General features: G+C 51.4%; 14 protein-coding genes. 1 reads left to right on the top strand and 13 read right to left on the bottom strand.

The genetic code is table 11. The features are described from left to right. Positions 1 to 547 precede the first annotated feature (547 nt). The 13 genes from D2E26_RS01855 to D2E26_RS01795 form a co-directional block, all read right to left on the bottom strand. The gene (locus D2E26_RS01855; RefSeq protein ID WP_125962996.1) at positions 548 to 1,252 is read right to left on the bottom strand and encodes an ATP-dependent Clp protease proteolytic subunit; all 705 of its coding nucleotides are present in this window, start codon (positions 1,250 to 1,252) and stop codon (positions 548 to 550) included. Positions 1,253 to 1,255: 3 nt separating this feature from the next. Further along, a complete protein-coding gene (locus tag D2E26_RS01850) occupies positions 1,256 to 1,876 on the bottom strand; it encodes an ATP-dependent Clp protease proteolytic subunit (protein ID WP_125962995.1) in 621 nt (206 codons plus the stop codon). A gap of 185 nt (positions 1,877 to 2,061) precedes the next feature. Then, a complete protein-coding gene (locus tag D2E26_RS01845; protein ID WP_125962994.1) occupies positions 2,062 to 3,519 on the bottom strand; it encodes a chloride channel protein in 1,458 nt (485 codons plus the stop codon). A 198-nt stretch (positions 3,520 to 3,717) separates the two neighbouring features. Beyond that, positions 3,718 to 5,091, bottom strand: coding sequence for a trigger factor (tig, locus tag D2E26_RS01840; protein WP_125962993.1), 1,374 nt, complete (start codon positions 5,089 to 5,091; stop codon positions 3,718 to 3,720). A gap of 48 nt (positions 5,092 to 5,139) precedes the next feature. Then, positions 5,140 to 6,426: an HRDC domain-containing protein gene (locus D2E26_RS01835; protein ID WP_164515859.1), complete on the bottom strand. Its 1,287-nt coding sequence runs from the start codon at positions 6,424 to 6,426 to the stop codon at positions 5,140 to 5,142. A gap of 122 nt (positions 6,427 to 6,548) precedes the next feature. After that, positions 6,549 to 7,430 (bottom strand): pyruvate formate-lyase-activating protein, encoded by an 882-nt coding sequence (pflA, locus tag D2E26_RS01830; RefSeq protein ID WP_125962991.1) that lies wholly within the window; start codon positions 7,428 to 7,430, stop codon positions 6,549 to 6,551. A 199-nt stretch (positions 7,431 to 7,629) separates the two neighbouring features. Next, positions 7,630 to 10,005, bottom strand: coding sequence for a formate C-acetyltransferase (gene pflB, locus D2E26_RS01825; RefSeq protein ID WP_125962990.1), 2,376 nt, complete (start codon positions 10,003 to 10,005; stop codon positions 7,630 to 7,632). A gap of 241 nt (positions 10,006 to 10,246) precedes the next feature. Next, positions 10,247 to 10,456 carry a hypothetical protein gene (locus D2E26_RS01820; RefSeq protein ID WP_125962989.1) on the bottom strand — a complete coding sequence of 70 codons (210 nt, stop codon included), beginning with the start codon at positions 10,454 to 10,456 and terminating at the stop codon, positions 10,247 to 10,249. A gap of 144 nt (positions 10,457 to 10,600) precedes the next feature. Further along, positions 10,601 to 11,740 carry an ADP-ribosylglycohydrolase family protein gene (locus D2E26_RS01815; protein ID WP_164515822.1) on the bottom strand — a complete coding sequence of 380 codons (1,140 nt, stop codon included), beginning with the start codon at positions 11,738 to 11,740 and terminating at the stop codon, positions 10,601 to 10,603. A gap of 182 nt (positions 11,741 to 11,922) precedes the next feature. Next, on the bottom strand, positions 11,923 to 13,620 hold the full coding sequence (locus D2E26_RS01810) for an NAD+ synthase (protein ID WP_125962987.1): 1,698 nt from the start codon (positions 13,618 to 13,620) through the stop codon (positions 11,923 to 11,925). Positions 13,621 to 13,671: 51 nt separating this feature from the next. Next, positions 13,672 to 14,358, bottom strand: coding sequence for a methionine ABC transporter permease (locus tag D2E26_RS01805; RefSeq protein ID WP_125962986.1), 687 nt, complete (start codon positions 14,356 to 14,358; stop codon positions 13,672 to 13,674). Next, entirely contained in the window at positions 14,358 to 15,677 is a 1,320-nt protein-coding gene (locus D2E26_RS01800) for a methionine ABC transporter ATP-binding protein (protein WP_125962985.1), read from the bottom strand. The genes D2E26_RS01805 and D2E26_RS01800 overlap by 1 nt, the downstream gene beginning before the upstream one ends. A 46-nt stretch (positions 15,678 to 15,723) precedes the next feature. Beyond that, positions 15,724 to 16,686, bottom strand: coding sequence for a MetQ/NlpA family ABC transporter substrate-binding protein (locus D2E26_RS01795; RefSeq protein WP_125962984.1), 963 nt, complete (start codon positions 16,684 to 16,686; stop codon positions 15,724 to 15,726). 455 nt (positions 16,687 to 17,141) lie between these two features. Between D2E26_RS01795 and D2E26_RS01790 the strand changes: the two genes are divergently transcribed. Then, positions 17,142 to 17,990 (top strand): Cof-type HAD-IIB family hydrolase, encoded by an 849-nt coding sequence (locus D2E26_RS01790; RefSeq protein WP_125962983.1) that lies wholly within the window; start codon positions 17,142 to 17,144, stop codon positions 17,988 to 17,990. Positions 17,991 to 17,996 lie beyond the last annotated feature (6 nt).

The raw sequence follows: 17,996 nt of genomic DNA, 5'->3' as shown, positions 1-17,996 counted from the left end.
TCGCCAATGTGCAACCTCACCAGATACATGGCAGGACAGCACAGGAGCACACCCTTCGCGTGCAAACCCACCGAGTACATGGCAGATCTACACATAAATGGTCAAAATTCCCCAAAATACAAGCTAAAAATGCAACCACACCGGGTAGGTGGTCCACAGGCACACGAAGACCATATTCCAGTGCAAACCCACCATATATCTGGCCAGTCGGCACGCTAATACCCTGAGAGTCCAGCGAAGCGAAGACGAGCTATACAAAACCACCCAGAAAGAACACAAGAAGAGTTGAAAGGACGAAATAGGGTGCCAAAAAAGAAGAGGTGAACGAAAAAGAGCCGAAGTAGCCGAGAGGATTAAGCAGAGAAGAAGGAACGGAGAAAAGAAACGAAACAGCTAAACAACGGAAGCAAAGCGAAAAACAAATAAAACGCTAAAGCGACGATTGACAGGAAAAAGGAGAAGTCCCCTTATGAAACGCGAGCGTTAGCTTGGCCGAACGGCCTGAGTGTCTCGAGTTTCATAAGGGGACTTCGACTGCCCTATTCAATCAGGAGCGGTGTTCCAGCACCTCATCCACGATGCCGTATTCCTTAGCTTCCTGAGCCGTCAGGAACGTATCCACCTCAATATCCTTGCGAATACGCTCTTCGTCCTGACCGGTGTGCTTAGCCAGAGTCTTCTCCAGCCATTCACGCATGCGCAGCATTTCCTTAGCCTGGATCTCAATTTCGGTAGCCTTACCGAAGCCCTGATCAATAGCAGGCTGGTGAATCAGCACGCGAGCGTTAGGCAGAATCAGGCGCTTGCCCTTCGTACCTGCTGCGAGCAGAATTGCTGCGGCCGATGCGGCCTGACCCAAGCAGACAGTCTGCACGTCTGGCTTGATGTACTGCATCGTGTCGTAAATAGCCGTCATAGCCGTCATAGAGCCACCAGGCGAATTGATGTACATCATGACGTCACGGTTTGGATCGAGGCTTTCAAGCACGAGCAGCTGAGCCATAATGTCATCAGCCGACGTGTCGTCAACCTGCACGCCCATGAAGATAATGCGATCTTCAAACAGACGCGTGTATGGATCCTGACGCTTGAAGCCGTATGGCGTCTTTTCCTCGAACTGTGGCAGCACGTACCTGTTCTGAGGCGAGGTGGCCAGACGTGCGCGATCAGCTGCGCGCTGGAATCCTACAACAGAAGTTGGGCCGGCCAAACGCTCAGCACGAGCAACAAACTGTGCTTCTTCAGATGCCATAGGTCACTCCCCTTCCTTCGAGTGCATCGTGTCTGGCGTCGACACGAGCTTGTCAACGAAGCCATAGTCCAGAGCTTCCTGAGCCGTGAACCAGTGGTCGTATTCGTTATCGCGATAAATCTCTTCGACGGTGTGACCAGTCTGCTCTGCAGTCAGCTCAGCAAGCGTCTTCTTCATATCCATAATGAGCTCAGCGTTAATACGCACATCGGTGGTCGTACCGCCGATGCCGCCCGAAGGCTGGTGCATCAGCACGCGTGCGTGGCTCGTCAGGAAGCGCTTACCCTTTGTACCGGAGCTCAGCAGGAACTGACCCATCGAAGCGCACATACCAATGCCCACTGTTGCCACATCTGGCTTAATCAGCTGCATCGTATCGTAGATTGCCATGCCGGCCGTAATTGAACCGCCTGGCGAGTTGATGTACAGCCAAATATCCTTCTCTGGATCTTCAGCAGCCAGCATCAACATCTGTGCGCAAATGCGATTGGCCATTTCATCTTTGACTTCCTCGCCCATCCAGATGATGCGGTCTTGCAGAAGCCTATTAAAAATTGGGTCTGTGGCACCAGCAGGCATATCGCCGTCTGCCATGACTGGTGAAGAAGCAAGAATATTGCTCACCTTGTCTCCTTAATGTTTGCCAATGGTTACTCACCCTACCCCGTTCAAACGACTCGGGTGCGAGTTTATTCCAACGCCGTATAGATGAGCAGAGAATTTTCTGCTCTTTTTTTGTCCGCTCATATTTCAGTCACGTTGGTGCTGCTGTTGAGTACCCACCTGCTTCAACTACGTTGAGAGTATTTTTATTTCTGCAAAATCTGCTGTGGCAGCAATTCCGCCTTACGCTGTGCACGTGGTTCCAACACGTGCTTCGTGAACCAACGTGCCGTCGTTACCGATAGCATGCAGATAATGACGGCTGGCACATACCAGTTCATAGGAGCTTGAGAGATCTCCATAACTAATGACATAGCCATAATTGGTGCATTCTGCGAAGCCGACAGCAGTGCGCATGCACCAAGTAATGCGTAAGCACCCATATTGTCTTCGCCAGCAACTTGCATCCACAAAATACCGAGCATGCAACCCATCGAAGCACCGAGTGCAATTGCTGGTGTCAGCACACCACCTGAGGCGCCGAAACGGATCGTCAATAATGTCATAGTTGCTTTGACGATAAATGAAATTCCTAATAAACCAGCGAACCAGAGTTCAACGTGACCGCCAGTGAAGCCCAGCTGAGCCGTGGCACGGCCGTTGCCCATGACCTGAGGCACGTAAATGGCGACGAGACCCGTGGCCAAACCCATGGCAGGCAGCGTAAACAGGATGCGCGTGCCGGAAGTCTTGTGGGACTCAGCCCAGTACGAACCGCGACGGAACAGCGCACCGCAGATACCGCAAACGATGCCGGCTGGAATAATGAAGCACAGAATTGTTGGGCTGAATGTTGTGTGCATTGGGCCGAGCACGTAGAACACATGGTTGCCCTTAATAAACGACGCAACCCAAGCGGCAACTGCTGAGCAGACGAACGACATCACCACGGTCGTGGCAGAAACGTCGACGAGCAGAATTTCGATGGCATAAAACGCGCCTGCAATTGGAGCGTTATACACAGCGGCTAAACCAGCGCCAGAACTAATAGCAACAATTGTGCGCACGTCGTTGCGGTGCAGATGCAGAACACGCGTCACCTTCTGTGCGAACATAGCGCCGAGTTCTCGAGGAGCCACTTCTCGACCAATTGACATACCCGTACCGCACAGGCAGATCTGCAGCACATCGTGCACAATCGTCTGCCACCATGGCATTTCGTCGCCTTCGAGTGCCTGACGCACCGATGGCACACGCTTGGCGTAGGTACGCAAGAAATACCAGACGACGGCAGCAATGCACGAGCCAATAAACACCGAGATCAGGCGGCGGCGCCAATCAGTTTCAAACGGTCCAGGCAGCTCAGGCGATTCAGTGTATCCCAGTGCCACATGCTCAACGGCCATCAGCACCACGGCCAGCAAAGCGCCTGCAATACCGACAACAACAGCCAGCACAAGAATTGCTACAACCATTGAGAACTTACGCGAAACAAATGGCTGCTTCGTGGTCTCAGGAAGTTGTTCGGTCGCTAACTTGCCAGAGGCATCCTCAGCAAAGTCATTATCAAAGTGGCCAGCTTCTGCTGGACCTTCCGCGGCGTTGCGGGGTAAATCACTCGTATCTTGCTGATCGTGATTCGTTGTACCGTCCGATAACGCCATTCATATGCCTCTTTCTTCAACAAACGAACTATATTGTGCCATGATCAGGGCACATTCCCTCTGGCCGCTAAAACTGTGCAATTCAGCACAAAAAGAACGGGACCATGCATCTTGCAATGCACAGTCCCGTCATTGGTGTTTGGCCTGATGCCAAACTGCTTGAATTACTCAAGCATTGAAGCGTTTAAGCCGTTAAGCTCACTCAGCATCCTTAGCGAGGTCGTCAGCCACAGCTGCAGCAGCAGCGGCAGCAGCAACGGTCTCGTCCTCTTCAGCAGCTGCAACTTCAGCATCTGCCTCATCGTCGGAGCTCAGGAACTCGGAGAGGTCGAGCTCTTCACCGTTCGAGGTGAACTTGACCTTGCGCATGCCACCGAGCATACCCTTGGAACGAGCGACTTCCTGAACAGCAGCGCCGATCTGGCCGTTCTTGATGATGGCCTGGATGAAGGCGTTTGGATCCATGCCGTACTGCTGAGCGATCGAGCCGAGGAAGTTGAACACGTCAGCCTGAGCCACCTGAACGTCGAGCTCTTCTGCAAGAGCGTCGAGAACGATCTGGTCGCGCAGCGACTTCTCGACCTCTTCTTCAACCTTCTTCTTAGCATCGGAATCAGCGTTTGGCTGGTTCTTGAGCTGCTCCTCAACGGTCTCCTTCAGGATGCCCTTTGGAACAGGGATCTCGAGGTCTTCCTCGATCTTTGCGATGAATGCATCGCGAGCAGCCGTAGCCTGACGACCCTTAGCATCCATTGCAGCAGCCTTGCGGATCTCTTCCTTCAGCTCATCGAGCGTATCGAACTCGGAAGCTTCCTGAGCGAAGTCATCGTCGAGCTCTGGCAGCTCTTCGGTCTTGACGGAGTTGACCTTGACCTTAACGAGAGCCTTCTCGCCTGCGTGCTCGCCGCCCTGCAGCATGGACTCAAACGTCGTCTCTTCGTCAGCGGACAGGCCTTCGAGAGCCTCGTCGATGCCGTCGAGCATGTTGCCCGAACCGATCTCGTAGCTCACGCCTTCCTGAGAATCCACGGACTCGCCGTCGATCTGAGCATCGAGATCAATGTTGACGAAGTCACCCTTCTGAGCTGGGCGATCCACGCCGACCAGCGTGCCGAAGCGCTGACGCAGGCCCTCAAGGCGCTGCTCAACGTCGTCATCGGACACCTCGATTGGCTCAACGTCAATCGTCATCTCTTCGAGCTTTGGCAGGTCGAACTGTGGGCGACGCTCCACAGTTGCCGTGAACTTGAGCTTGACGTCGGAGTTGGCGCTCTCTGGCATCTCAACAACGTCGATCTCAGGCTGAGCCATTGGACGGATTTCCTTCTTGTCCAGAGCCTGCGAATAGAACTCTGGGATGGCCTTGTTCATGGCCTCACCAGCAACGGCACCAAAGCCGACGCGCTGGTCAACAATCTTTGCTGGGACGTGGCCCTTACGGAAGCCAGGCACGTTAATCTGCTTGGCGATCTCCTTACGAGCTTCGTCCAGGTAAGGTGCGAACTCTTCGTCGTCCACAGTGATGGTGAGCTTGGCCTTGGTAGGCTCAAGGTTCCTGACGCTAATCTTCACGCTTGCGCTCCTGAATAAAATGGTTCTTTTTTAGCCGTATGGCAACTGTCACATGATAACGCGACTTAACGACGCGGCACATAAGGCAATTTGCCAATCGCGAGCACCTTCGCTACGAAGGAACTCAGATACGCCCACCTGACCTGGTTCATCGGTCCAGCACAGATCACGAATAATCTGTGGCTTCATAACGATTTCATCAGGCGTTCGCGTATCTACGCCGATCTGGTGAATAACCGATCGTGCTCGCTGGAGTCGTGCGAATCGATCAGGATGATGCGTCTTCCAAATTTTCATTTGCTTTGGCGCATGTGCCTGGCCGCCTTCTACGCGACTACGGTCGTCTTGTTTTGCAATTCTGCCCATATCCGGCCACTGCGATGGCTTCAGCTGCAACGCTTCTTGAATCGTATTCTTCCATACGCTTGGCTTGACCATGCGCTGAATTGGCGCATAGCGTTCGAACATTTTGTCTTGTTCGTTGCCCATATGAATACGCACGCGCTCGTTCAGCGAACGAATAGCACGGAATTCACGATTATTGTGTGGCTTCTTTTGAGCAGCTTCAATAATTGCTCGATCTGACAATAGCAGTGTTGGCGCAATATCGTAACTGCTTGCCAGCGCATCACGCTTCTGCCACAGCGCCTTGGCCACGGCCAGTGCCTGATGATCGCGCTGGATTGCAGTGATATGCGAAATATGCAGCCATGGCTGTGACTTCTCTTTTCGAGGAGCCAAGCCCTGATCGAGTGTGTACTGGAATTCTTCGCGTGCCCACTCGAGCTTGCCTGCTGCTTTCAGATCGGTCAACATTGCTTCACGCAGTTCAATGAGCAGCTCAACATCGAGTGCTGCATAGTTACGCCAATCTCGCGGCAGTGGTCGATACGACCAATCTGCTGCTGAGTGTTCTTTAGCCAAAGTGAAGCCCAAGTATCGTTCGGTCACGCTGGCCAAGCCGAATCGCGTCAGGCCCAGCAGACGTGCAGCCATTTCCGTATCGAATAACGAAGCTGGCCTAATACCCAAGTCTGCAAAACCAGGTAGATCTTGACGTGCGTCATGCAAAATAAATTCTGCGTCACCCACGGCTTGCATAAATTCAGCCCAGTCACATCCGTCTGCGGCTACTGCTTGTGGGTCAACGAGTGCAATACCAGCATCTTCTCGCTTAAATTGCACTAAATAATCGCTGTGCGTGTATCGGAATCCCGAAGCACGCTCAGCATCGGCAGCAACAGGCCCCGAGCTCTGTGCGAACCGTTCACACATCGCTTCAAATGCTCGTGCCGTGTTAATAACATCTGGCACACCTTGTTTTGGTTCCGCCATGAGCTGGGGCTCATTGTTCACGCCGTGCTCCTCAAGTTTTGCACTATCTTCTCTGGCCCAGTTTCGCGCGCTAGGCCGACAGTGCCCTACTTCAGTCGCGTTTATTTTTGATTTATTTCTGTTTAATACACCTTGAAGCCATGTGCTTCGAACTGTGCTTTTACGCGCGCTCTGAGCTCTGCCGAAGGTCCTTTTTGATCTTCGAGTGGGTAATCGATGCGCATTTCATGCCACTTTGGTCGGCCAAGCTGATGGAAGTTCAACACATCAATATGCTCAAGCGCGTCGCCGAAGGTTTCGCAAATTTGTGCCACCTTTTCTACGTTCTCTTCGCTATCTGTCAGTCCTGGCACAAGTACGAATCGCACCCAGATCTTCTTGCCGGCTTTGGCTAAACGCTGGCCGAAATCAATGGTTGGCTGCAGCACGCCACCCGTGACCTTTTTATAAGTTGCTTCGTCGCCGGACTTAACGTCGAGCAGGCACAGATCAATATCATCAAGCATTTCGTCGGTGTAGTTGTGTCCTAAGAAGCCTGAGGTATCGAGGCACGTATGTACACCCATTTCTTTTGCAGCACGGAATGCACGAGATACGAATGCTGGCTGCATCATCGACTCACCGCCCGAGAACGTAATGCCACCATTCGTTGCTTTAAACAGATCCTTATAGCGATCAATTTTCTTGATCATCGCGTCTAAGGTAACTGGCTTGCCATCGCGCATTTTCCATGTATCTGGGTTCTGGCAGTACATGCAGCGCAGTGGACAGCCCGACATGAACACCGTCATACGCGTACCTGGACCGTCGACTGAGGTGTTGATATCCCAAGAGTGGACAAAGCCGATATCACCAGTTTTCAGTGCACGCAGACGATCGCGACGGTCAAGACCAACTGGAGACTCAAAGCCTGATAGGCCGCCCATCAGTGTTTGGCTCACGTACTCCTTGTTGTCACGCAGCATATGCTGCTTCGTAGAACGGAATCCGGTACTGGTAGACATTTGGTCTCCTCAATTGTGCTCAATCATTGAACAGTAAAAAGTTAGTAATACGAATTATTGAATCAATGCGTGTGCAGTACGTCAACGATGATTGCTGTCACACGCATGAAATCAACACAAAGGCGGCACTCCCCAACTCTGTTCAGGAGGTGCCGCCTTATGGTGTTACACGCTATGAAGCGTTATTACGAGCAATTGTTCACTCGCTAACGGCTCCCTGGTGGAACGTACGCGAAATAACGTCGAGCTGCTGTTCCTTCGTCAGCTTGACGAAGTTCACGGCGTAGCCGGACACACGCACGGTCAGGTGTGGGTACTTCTCAGGGTGCTCAACTGCATCTTCGAGCTGTTCCTTACGCAGCACGTTGATGTTGGCGTGGTAGAGGCCATGGCCGTTACCTGCATCGAGAATGCCCACGAGGTTCGAGATACGCTCGTCCTCATCGCGGCCAAGGCCGTCAGGCGTAATCGTGTTCGTCAGCGAAATGCCGTCGAGTGCATCGTCGTAATCGATCTTGCCGACCGAGAACATCGATGGCAGCATACCGTGCGAATCCATGCCGTTCTCTGGGTTTGCACCTGGTGCGTATGGCGTGCCCTTTTCGTGGCCCGAAGGGAACGAACCCGTGTTCTTGCCATACTCCACATTCGACGTAATTGTCAGAATCGACTGCGTTGGGACAGCACCACGGTACACAGGCAGGCGCTTGACCTGGCCCATAACCGTAGAAACAACCCACTTAGCGAGATCGTCAGCGCGGTCATCGTCGTTGCCATAGACTGGGAACTCACCAACCGTGCGGTAGCCGACGACGAGATCGTCATCAGCGCCCTCAACGTACTCGTACTCGTGACCTGGCATATCCTTGGCATCCTTGTTGTAGATTGGATACACCTTGGCGTACTTGCATGCAGACAGCGAGTCAGCTGCAATCGACAGACCGGACATACCGCAGCCGAGCGTACGGTAAACTTCGCGATCGTGCAGAGCCATCTCGATGGCTTCGTATGCATACTTATCGTGCATGTAGTGGATGATGTTCAGCGCTTCGACGTAGGTTTCCGACAGCCACTCGAGAGCCTTCTCGTAGTTTGCCTTGACCTTCTCGAAGTCCAGCGTGCCATCAGCTTCTGGAGCGATTGGTTCAATAACGCCCTTATCAATAACCTGCTGGCCCGTCATCTCATCACGGCCGCCGTTGATGGCGTACAGCAGAGCCTTTGCCGAGTTCACGCGAGCTGCGAAGAACTGCATCTGCTTGCCAACACGCATTGGGGAAACGCAGCATGCGATTGCTGCATCGTCGCCCCAGTGGCCGCGGATTTCCTTATCGGACTCGTACTGGATTGCCGAAGTGTCAATCGACGTACGAGCGCAGAAGCGCTTGTAGCCTTCTGGCAGCTTTGGATCCCAGAAGATCGTGATGTTTGGCTCTGGGCCAGGGCCGAGGTGCTCGAGCGTCAGCGTGTTAAGCAGACGGAACGAGGTCTTCGTGACGAGCGTACGACCGTCATCGCCGAAGCCTGCATCGGACCAGGTTGCCCAGTATGGATCGCCCGAGAAGATTGCGTCGTAATCCTTCGTACGCAGGAAGCGCACAATACGCAGCTTCATAACGAGGTTATCGATGATTTCCTGTGCATCGGTTTCGGTAATCGTACCGTTCTTCAGATCGCGCTCGAAGTAGCAATCGAAGAATGCAGACACACGGCCGAAGCTCATTGCAGCGCCGTCCTGGCTCTTAATCGAAGCAAGGTAGCCCATGTAGGTCCACTGCACTGCTTCCTGGGAGTTCATTGCAGGACGTGCCAGATCAAGGCCGTATTCCTTACCGAGGTTGATGAGCTTCTTCAGAGCCTTAATCTGCTCGTCGTGCTCCTCGCGGTAGCGGATCCAGTGCTCGATCTCAGTCTCAGTGAAGTCGTTGCGGTATGGGACTGCATCCTTGTCGCGCTGCTTGAACTTAATCAGCATGTCGACGCCGTACAGTGCCACACGACGGTAATCGCCGATAATACGGCCACGGCCGTAGGCATCTGGCAGACCCGTCAGAATCTTGTTATGACGTGCAACCTTGATGTTCTTCGTGTATACGCCGAACACGCCATCGTTGTGCGTCTTGCGGTACTTCGTGAAGATCTTCTTGATCTCTGGGTTGACTTCCTTGCCGGCCTCGTGAATAGCCTGCTCAACCATGCGCCAACCACCGTTAGGCATCATGGCACGCTTGCAAGGTTCGTCAGTCTGCAGACCAACGATAACGTTGTCGACGTCAGCGGAATCAATGTAGCCTGCTGGGAATGCATCGACGTCAGCTGGCGTATCGGTATCCACGTCGTACACGCGCTGCTTACGCTCTACTGCCAAGTAGTTATCGTCAAGGTACTTCCACAGATGCTTCGTCTTATCCGTCGCATTGGCGAGGAAGGACTCATCACCTTCATATGGCGTGTAGTTCTTCTGAATGAAGTCACGAACGTCAATATCGTTCTGCCAATTACCAGGAACGAATCCCTTCCAAGCTTCGTCCCTAATCTGCTCAGGTGACAGAGCCACTTCTTCTTGTAATGACATGTCCACTCCTTTTGGTTGGGCTGACGGCGACGCGTCTTTGTGCCGTCGACTGAATTCAGTCTATCCTTTGGAGAACGGCTCTAATTCCGATTCAAGAGTGAGGTTCATCACATTTCTATGAAAACGCTGTCATAGTCGCTTTTTATCGTGCGATCAGCACTGTTTTTGCCTAATAAAAAGCCCACCAAATGGACTTGTGTTCAAATGGTGGGCAGCACGGTAATATATGCACAAACTTTACTCAGTCGTGCATGCTGGTACCCCAGCTATTCCAAGCCTTATCTTGGTTATCCCAATGCTTGTTACGCTCGGCTGCAATCTCAAGTGCCTTTTCGGCTTCTTCTTGCGATGCATAAGGACCCATACGGTACTCGAGTGGAGACTGTGGACCAAGCTCAACTTTGCCAGTTTTGGTGTTGTAATACCACTCCTGCTTCATTGGATCGCTCATCATCGTCCTTTCCTCGTATCACTGTTCTTCAACGCACTACTGTGCTCGAACACTGATGTCATTGTAGGAACGTGACTGTGCATTACGCGGCATAGCGAAATTCTTAAAAGTTTGAAGATTCAGCCTGTACACGGTCATTACCATTTAGCAGCTGTACTCAGCAACCCATTGTTCGTCAGGTTCGAAGTACTCAGTACCTTGGCAATCTCGGCATAAATCATGTGCCATTTTCAGTAACACATCTTTACATTCCAAATGCTGCTTCCACATCTCAGGAATGCCGCTATAACCTAAATACGTGCCAAGAATACTGCCGGTTACGGCACCCGTAGAATCGGTATCGCCACTATGGTTCACTGCGGCACGCAACGCAGATGAGAAATCATCTTGATATTTCACCGCACAGTAGATGGCAATAGCGAGCGTTTCTTCAGCAACCCAACCCTGACCAAGCTCAGCAATATTGACAATATCAGGACGAGTATTCTGCGTAAATTCAAGTGCCTTGCGAACAAGCGACGTAAGCGCCGGCAAATGCTCACAACGTGCGAACTGCTGCTCCGTCACTTGTAGCACTTGAGTAATGCAGGTTTCCAAACTATCGCTCGAATACGCAAGTGTATTAATTAAATGAGCTTGCATTGCTGCCGGCATCCAGCCGAGCTCATGACCATGCGTAAGTGCAGCAATTTCAGCAGCCGTTTCGTACAGTTGGTTGAGGTCACCGTTCTGGCCATCAGCGCGATGCAGATACAGACCAACAGGAGCGATACGCATAATGCCACCGCAGCCTTTGCGATCATTAATCGGATGCTGCGGCGTGCCAAACTCTGTATTGCCCAGCACGGTCATACAAGTTGCACCAGGTGAACGCTGCACGCCAAGTTCAGTAATGGTGGTGAGCCAGCCAGCCCCGTATTGCGGACGCTGTCCCATTTGCATGTCGTACCACGTTGTATACGCATCAGCTACATAATCGGCATACGATGCGCCAATACCTCGATACATAAGCCGTGTTTTGCCAATGAGCAGGCCAACAGCTGTAAATAACGTCATTTGCGTATCGTCAGAAATCAACGCTTCACCAACGTCGGTGAGCACATAATGTTGCAGTCCTGATTCGCCATACTTCGCAATGATGTCACCGTAGCTTAAGAATTCGAGTGGATAGCCAAACGCATCACCAGCTGCACCACCAATGAAACAACCTTGGAATTCGTCAAGATACTTAAGATTCGTGCGTACGCGTCGGTCGTACGCCACTTGTTGCGCCGAAGAATCCATACGTACCCCCTTTATTGGACGTACTACATAGTCTAACTGCATTTATTCGTTGTATTTGTTCGCTGTATTTATTCGTCGAATTTGTTCGCAGTAGCGGTTGAAGCATTATGGCGTGTAAAAACAGAAAAGTGCTGCAGCATAAGCTACAGCACTTCTTATTCACGTATTTGACTTGCGCAGAATTACTCGCGGAAAGCGTTCGTAATAGGCAGACGGCGATCGCGGCCGAATGCCAGTGCGCTGACCTTTGGTCCCAGTGGGTACTGGCGACGCTTCCATTCAGCACGGTCTACAAGGCGCATAACCGTATCAACCGTGGCCTCATCGAAACCATCAGCAATCAGATCGGCGCGGCCATGAGCGTGCTCAATATAAGCAGCGAGCACCTGATCGAGCAGGTTGTATTCAGGCAGCGAATCGGAGTCTTTCTGACCTGGACGCAGCTCTGCAGAAGGCGCCTTTTCAATCGAGTTGACTGGAATAATCACACCAGACTCAGGCATAACGCCAGCATTGCCCTGCTCGTTACCAACGATGTGCAGGCCACCAATGCCCATGCCCTCGGCTGCAGCAGCGTTTCGCCAACGCGACAGCTGCCACACCTTCGTCTTGAACAGATCCTTAATTGGTGCGTAACCGCCAACAGCATCGCCATAAATCGTGGAATAGCCGCAAGCAAGCTCGGACTTGTTGCCCGTCGCCAGTGCGAGCACACCCTGTGAATTCGACTTAGCCATCACAATGACGCCACGAATACGTGCCTGCAGGTTTTCTGCAGCAACACCCTGCAGATCAAGCTGCTGCTGGAATGCCTTGAACAGTGGTTCGATTGGCTGAATCTCATAGTGAGCGTTGAGGTTCGTTGCCAGATCGGCAGCATCATCCTTACTGCCATCAGACGAGTACATGCTTGGCATAGAAATGCCCCACACGTTTTCGCCACCGCAAGCATCTGCTGCCATAGCGGCTACGAGTGCCGAATCAATGCCGCCCGAAAGACCGAGCGTAACGCCCTTGAAGCCGTTCTTGGCCATGTAGTCCTTGAGGCCCAGCACACAAGCTGTGTACACCTCTTCGTCTGGATCTGGCATGGCAGCAATTGTCGACTGCTGCTGATGCTCCAGCTCAGTGTCAATGTCAATGAAGCTCAGGTCTTCCATGAACATTGGCGAGCGCTCAAGCAGTGCACCATCGGTGTCGAGTACAAAGCTGGCGCCGTCGAAGACGAGATCGTCTTGGCCACCAACCTGGTTCAGGTACACAATTGGTGCGTTGACTTCTGCTGCACGGCGTGCGGCCAGTTCGGTGCGCACATGGCCCTTGCCTTCTTCATATGGCGAGCCGTTAATCGTCAGCAGCAGATCGATGTTCTGATTAGCCATAGCGGCAACCGGGCCGCCATCCTGCCAGATGTCTTCACAGATGGCAACGCCAACCTGTACACCTTCAATGTCGAGCACCACGCTGCGGTCGCCCGATGAGAAGATGCGGAATTCGTCGAAAACACCATAGTTTGGCAGGAAGTGCTTATCGTATGCAGCCCACACCTGACCGTTGTGCAGCACCACGAGACGGTTGCGTGGCTTACCGTTACCGTGATCAGTACCAATCGTGCCCACAACAACGTAGAGCTGGCCTAAGCCTTCTTGCTCCAGCGTTGTTGCCATTTCATTGGCTTTATCCCAAGCAGCTTTGCGGAACGTAGCACGCAAAGCCAGATCTTCGATTGGGTATCCCGTTAACGTCATTTCTGGGAATGCAACAACAGTGGCGTGCTGTGCGCCTGCTCGACGGCTATAGTCGAGTACTTTGGCTGCATTCGCTTCAAGGTTGCCTACGCTGGTGTCGATTTGTGCAAGTGCAATACGAATTGAGCTCATACGCTTAAGCCTACTCGGCCCGCATTATTAACCCCTCGTTTGCCTATGTCGTTAGCGACGCAGCAAACGCTTGGCAATACCGTTGGCAATGCCCTGTACGACTTGTACAAGCACAATCATGATGATGACTGCTGTCCACGTCACTGCTGGATCGAACTTCTGGTAGCCATAGGCAATGGCGAAGTTACCGAGACCGCCACCGCCGATGTAGCCTGCCATTGCTGACATATCGAGTACGCCAATGAACAGGAAGGCATATGCCAGAATCAGTGGAGCCAAGGCTTCTGGAATAAGTACTGTAGTTACAATCGTCCATTTCGAGGCACCCATAGAGCGTGCGGCTTCAATAACACCTGGATCAACAGGCACGAGGTTCTGTTCAACCAAGCGGCTCGTAGCAAATGTACACATCACAATCATTGGGAAAATTGCTGCTGCTGTACCAATTGAGGTGCCAATAACTGACACGGTTACTGGCTGCATAGCGGCCAAGAAAATGATGAATGGGATTGGTCGCACAATATTGACGAGAATGTCAAGAATACGATAGACGACACGGTTCTCGAATAGGTTGCCTGGTCGCGTTCCATAGAGCACAACACCGAGTACAAGGCCGAGTGCACCGCCGACGAGCAGTGTGACCACAACCATCTGCAGCGTCTGTCCAATCGATTGGAACAGCAATGGCTTTAATACTGCCCAATCGCTATTTGCAGCCAATGTTACGGTCGTATTCATCAGCGTTCCTCCTCTCGATTCGTGCTTGCGGTCATATCAATCATGTCGTCTACAAGTTCTACTGAAGGACGGTTTGCCTCGGCCCGAGACTCAGTTTCAGCTTCAGTCTGAGATTCAGTTACTGATTGGTCCTCCGCTTGGGTCTGTGCGTGCGCTGCTCCCCCGCTGCGATCAATAAGCGGTGCAATACGTGCCGTAGCAACAGCCTGCTCATATGGCACTGGGTTGGCCTTCGTGCCGAAATCAACAATGTCGCTGTTCTTCCCCAGCTCAGCCAAGAATCGGTTCAGCTCTGCTTCTTCGCCAGTGAATTCATAGGTAATGGCGCCTACAGCAACGCCGCGCACCGTATCAATGCCGCCATAGAGCAGGCTTGATTGCACTCCGAACTCACGAATCAAATCGGAAATATTCTGGCCCGAAGCAGCTACGAGTGCATTGCCATCACGATCAGTAATGTCATGCTGACGAATGACGACGGTTACCAGACGATTTGGCCACTGCTCACGCATCATGGCCACGCGCGCCTCATCTGGCAGACCATCCATAGCCGTAGCAATAAATCGCTTCGTTACTGGTTCACGAGGTGCTGCGAATACGTCATAAACGTCGCCCTGCTCCACAACCTTGCCTGAGCTCATCACGGCGACGCGATTAGCAATCTGCTGTACCACATTCATCTGATGCGTAATCAGCACAATCGTGATGCCGAGTTCCTCGTTAACACGCTTGAGCAGCTCCAGCACCTCGGTCGTCGTTTCTGGATCGAGTGCACTCGTTGCTTCATCGGCTAGCAGGATTCGAGGATTCGTCGCGAGCGCGCGTGCAATACCAACACGCTGCTTCTGACCGCCCGAAAGTTGCGACGGATACTTATTGGCATGATCCGCGAGACCGACGAACTCCAGCAGCTGCGCAACGCGACGGTCCTGATAATCCTTGCGCCAGTGATCCAACTTCAGCGGATAAGCCACGTTCTGTGCCACCGTTTTGGTTGAGAACAGATTAAACGACTGGAAAATCATGCCGATTTTTTGGCGAATTGGACGCAACTTCGATTCGCTGAGTTCAGACACTGGTGTGCCCATTACGGTCACGGTGCCCGAAGTTGGTCGTTCAAGTGCGTTAATCATGCGGACGAGCGTCGACTTACCAGCGCCTGAGTATCCGATAATGCCGAAAATATCGCCTTCCTGAATTTCGAGCGACACGTCATCAACAGCGCGTGGAGCTGTTGGGTTGACCGTTTTCGCACCCTTGCGCTGGTTATATTGCTTAATAACGTGGTCGAACACAATAATTGGTTTTTGTTCAGTCACGCCTTCTCCTCACCTCAAGACCTTCAAGAAATACGCTGTGGTCTCGTTATTTTGATTCGTCACGAATATCTTGCTCAATATCTGCCAGATACTGTTGCAGTTCTTCAGCACTGAATTTGTCAGCAAATACTGCAGTGCCGCCCGAAAGTTTCTGTAGTGCGTCCATCACTGGTTTGGTTTGATATATTTTGACGATTTTTCTGTATACGTCATTATCAACATCAGCCTTACGCACGACGAATACGTTAATGTATGGGCGGGCTTCTTCGGAATCGGCATCATCGTGATATATGGCATCTTCTGGAACTAAGCCTGCATCAGCAACGTAATCGTTGTTAATCACACCAGCAGCAATTGTTGGATCTGACTTCAACGAGTTTGCGATTTGCTCAGCCTTCATGGCCACGACCTTGACGCGTGAATGAGCTGTATCAATATCTTGTGGAATCGTAAATGGCGTCCACTTTTTATTGAGCGTGATCAGTCCTGCTGCTTTGAGCACGCCAATGGCTCGCGACTGATTCGTTTCATCATTAGGAATAGCCACCGTGGCATTAGCTGGAAGCTCGTTAATTGACTTATATTTCGGCTTCCCGTTTTCATAGGTTGGATACAAACCGAGTGGATAAATAGCATCGCCGCCAATTGGCTGCAGATCTTCATTGTTCTTGACATTGAAGTTTGCCAAATACAGCAGATGCTGGAATTCGTTCATATCAAGGCTGCCTGCAGCAAGTGCTGGATTCTCGCTGGTATAGTCTTGGAAATCCTTGATCTGTACGTAAATACCTTGTTTCAAGGCCTCGTCTTGGAACGCCACCCACTGTGGGTTCGTGGCTCCGACCACGCCAATAACAACAGGGTTTTCTTTTGATCCTTTTGGCGCATTGTTTTCAGCATTCACGGAGCGCAGGCCAAAAACTGCAACGAAAACAATAACTAAAACAACGGCAATACCAATGAAAATATTGCGACCGGTGTGATACACGCGCACTGGTTCTTCAGTCATCAATGGCACTTTGGAGTTTTTTGGCGCTTGATTAGATGGCACGGGTGTCTGACCAGATGGTTGTGGTGTACTCATAAAAATTTGTAGCTTTCTGTGCAATAACTTCTTTTTATTATGCGCATGCCTTGCCAATAATTTGGCTCTGGGCACGCAGAATTGTTATCGAGAGCTACGCATGGAACGCGATGCGCACAGCTGCTTGGCGAAATTAACGCCATGCTGCATGTTCGACATCTGACCGCTCCTCACACTGCTAAGAATGAAGTATGCCTTCATAAAACAAACTCATTGTTGAGTTCTAGTGTTCGACTATATTGCATCAAACCCACTGACAAGAACCATGTATTTGACGCATATATTCCATTATTTGGGCTAGAGTCGAAAGTATCGATTCAGCAATGGAACTGAATTAACGTTATGAAGAAGTAACAGAAATAACGATAAGGACTTGTGAAATGCCGTACGATTTGAAATCAGCCGAGTTCAATGAAGCGCTCCTCAAGCGAGCTGAGAATATTTATGCAGCATTTTTTGATATTGACGGCACATTGACGAGTTTTACTACGAACAGCGTGCCTGAATCAACAATTGAGGCGCTGCACGAACTGCAGCAGCGCGGTATTTGTATTTTTATTTGCACGGGTCGTGCGCCTTCGTTCTTAAGTGTGGTGCTTGATCGCATTCCTATTACGTTCGATGGCATTGTTGGTTTGAACGGTCAATATTGCGTCGTTGATAACGAAATTATTCGTTCGAAGCCACTTGAGCCACGTGATGTGCGCACAATTATTGATTGGCTCAATGAGCATCCTGAAATTGTGGCTAGCTTCTGCGAAGAAGATTATGTGTACTTCAACCATGCCAATGAGCAGATGAAGGCACAGTGGAAGTCGCTGGGTAAGACGGCACCAAAGGTGTTCTTTGACGATCCAATGAAGCGCACACTGGATCATGACACGTTCCAAATCAGCCCATATATTTCGTATGAGCAAGAATGTGACATTGTTTCGAGGTGCGATAACGTGCGCGGTGTGCGCTGGGCTCCTTCGTTCTCAGATTTGATTACTGGTGATGGTGGCAAGCACCGTGGTATTGAAACCGTGATGGAGCATTTCGGTTGGACGTGCGAACAGGCTATTGCCTTTGGTGATAGTGGCAACGATATCGATATGCTGCAGGCTGCAGGTATTGGTGTTGCTATGGGTAATGCAGCCGCTGATGTACAGCAAGAAGCCGATATCGTGACCGATGATGTCGATCACGATGGCATTATGCACGCGCTGACTACGCTGCGTATTCTCTAAATCAGT

It is taken from the genome of Bifidobacterium dolichotidis (assembly GCF_003951975.1).
GTDB classification, from domain to species: Bacteria; Actinomycetota; Actinomycetes; order Actinomycetales; family Bifidobacteriaceae; genus Bifidobacterium; species Bifidobacterium dolichotidis.
Note: the sequence above shows the minus strand (reverse complement) of the source record. Positions and strands in the feature narration are given on the sequence as shown.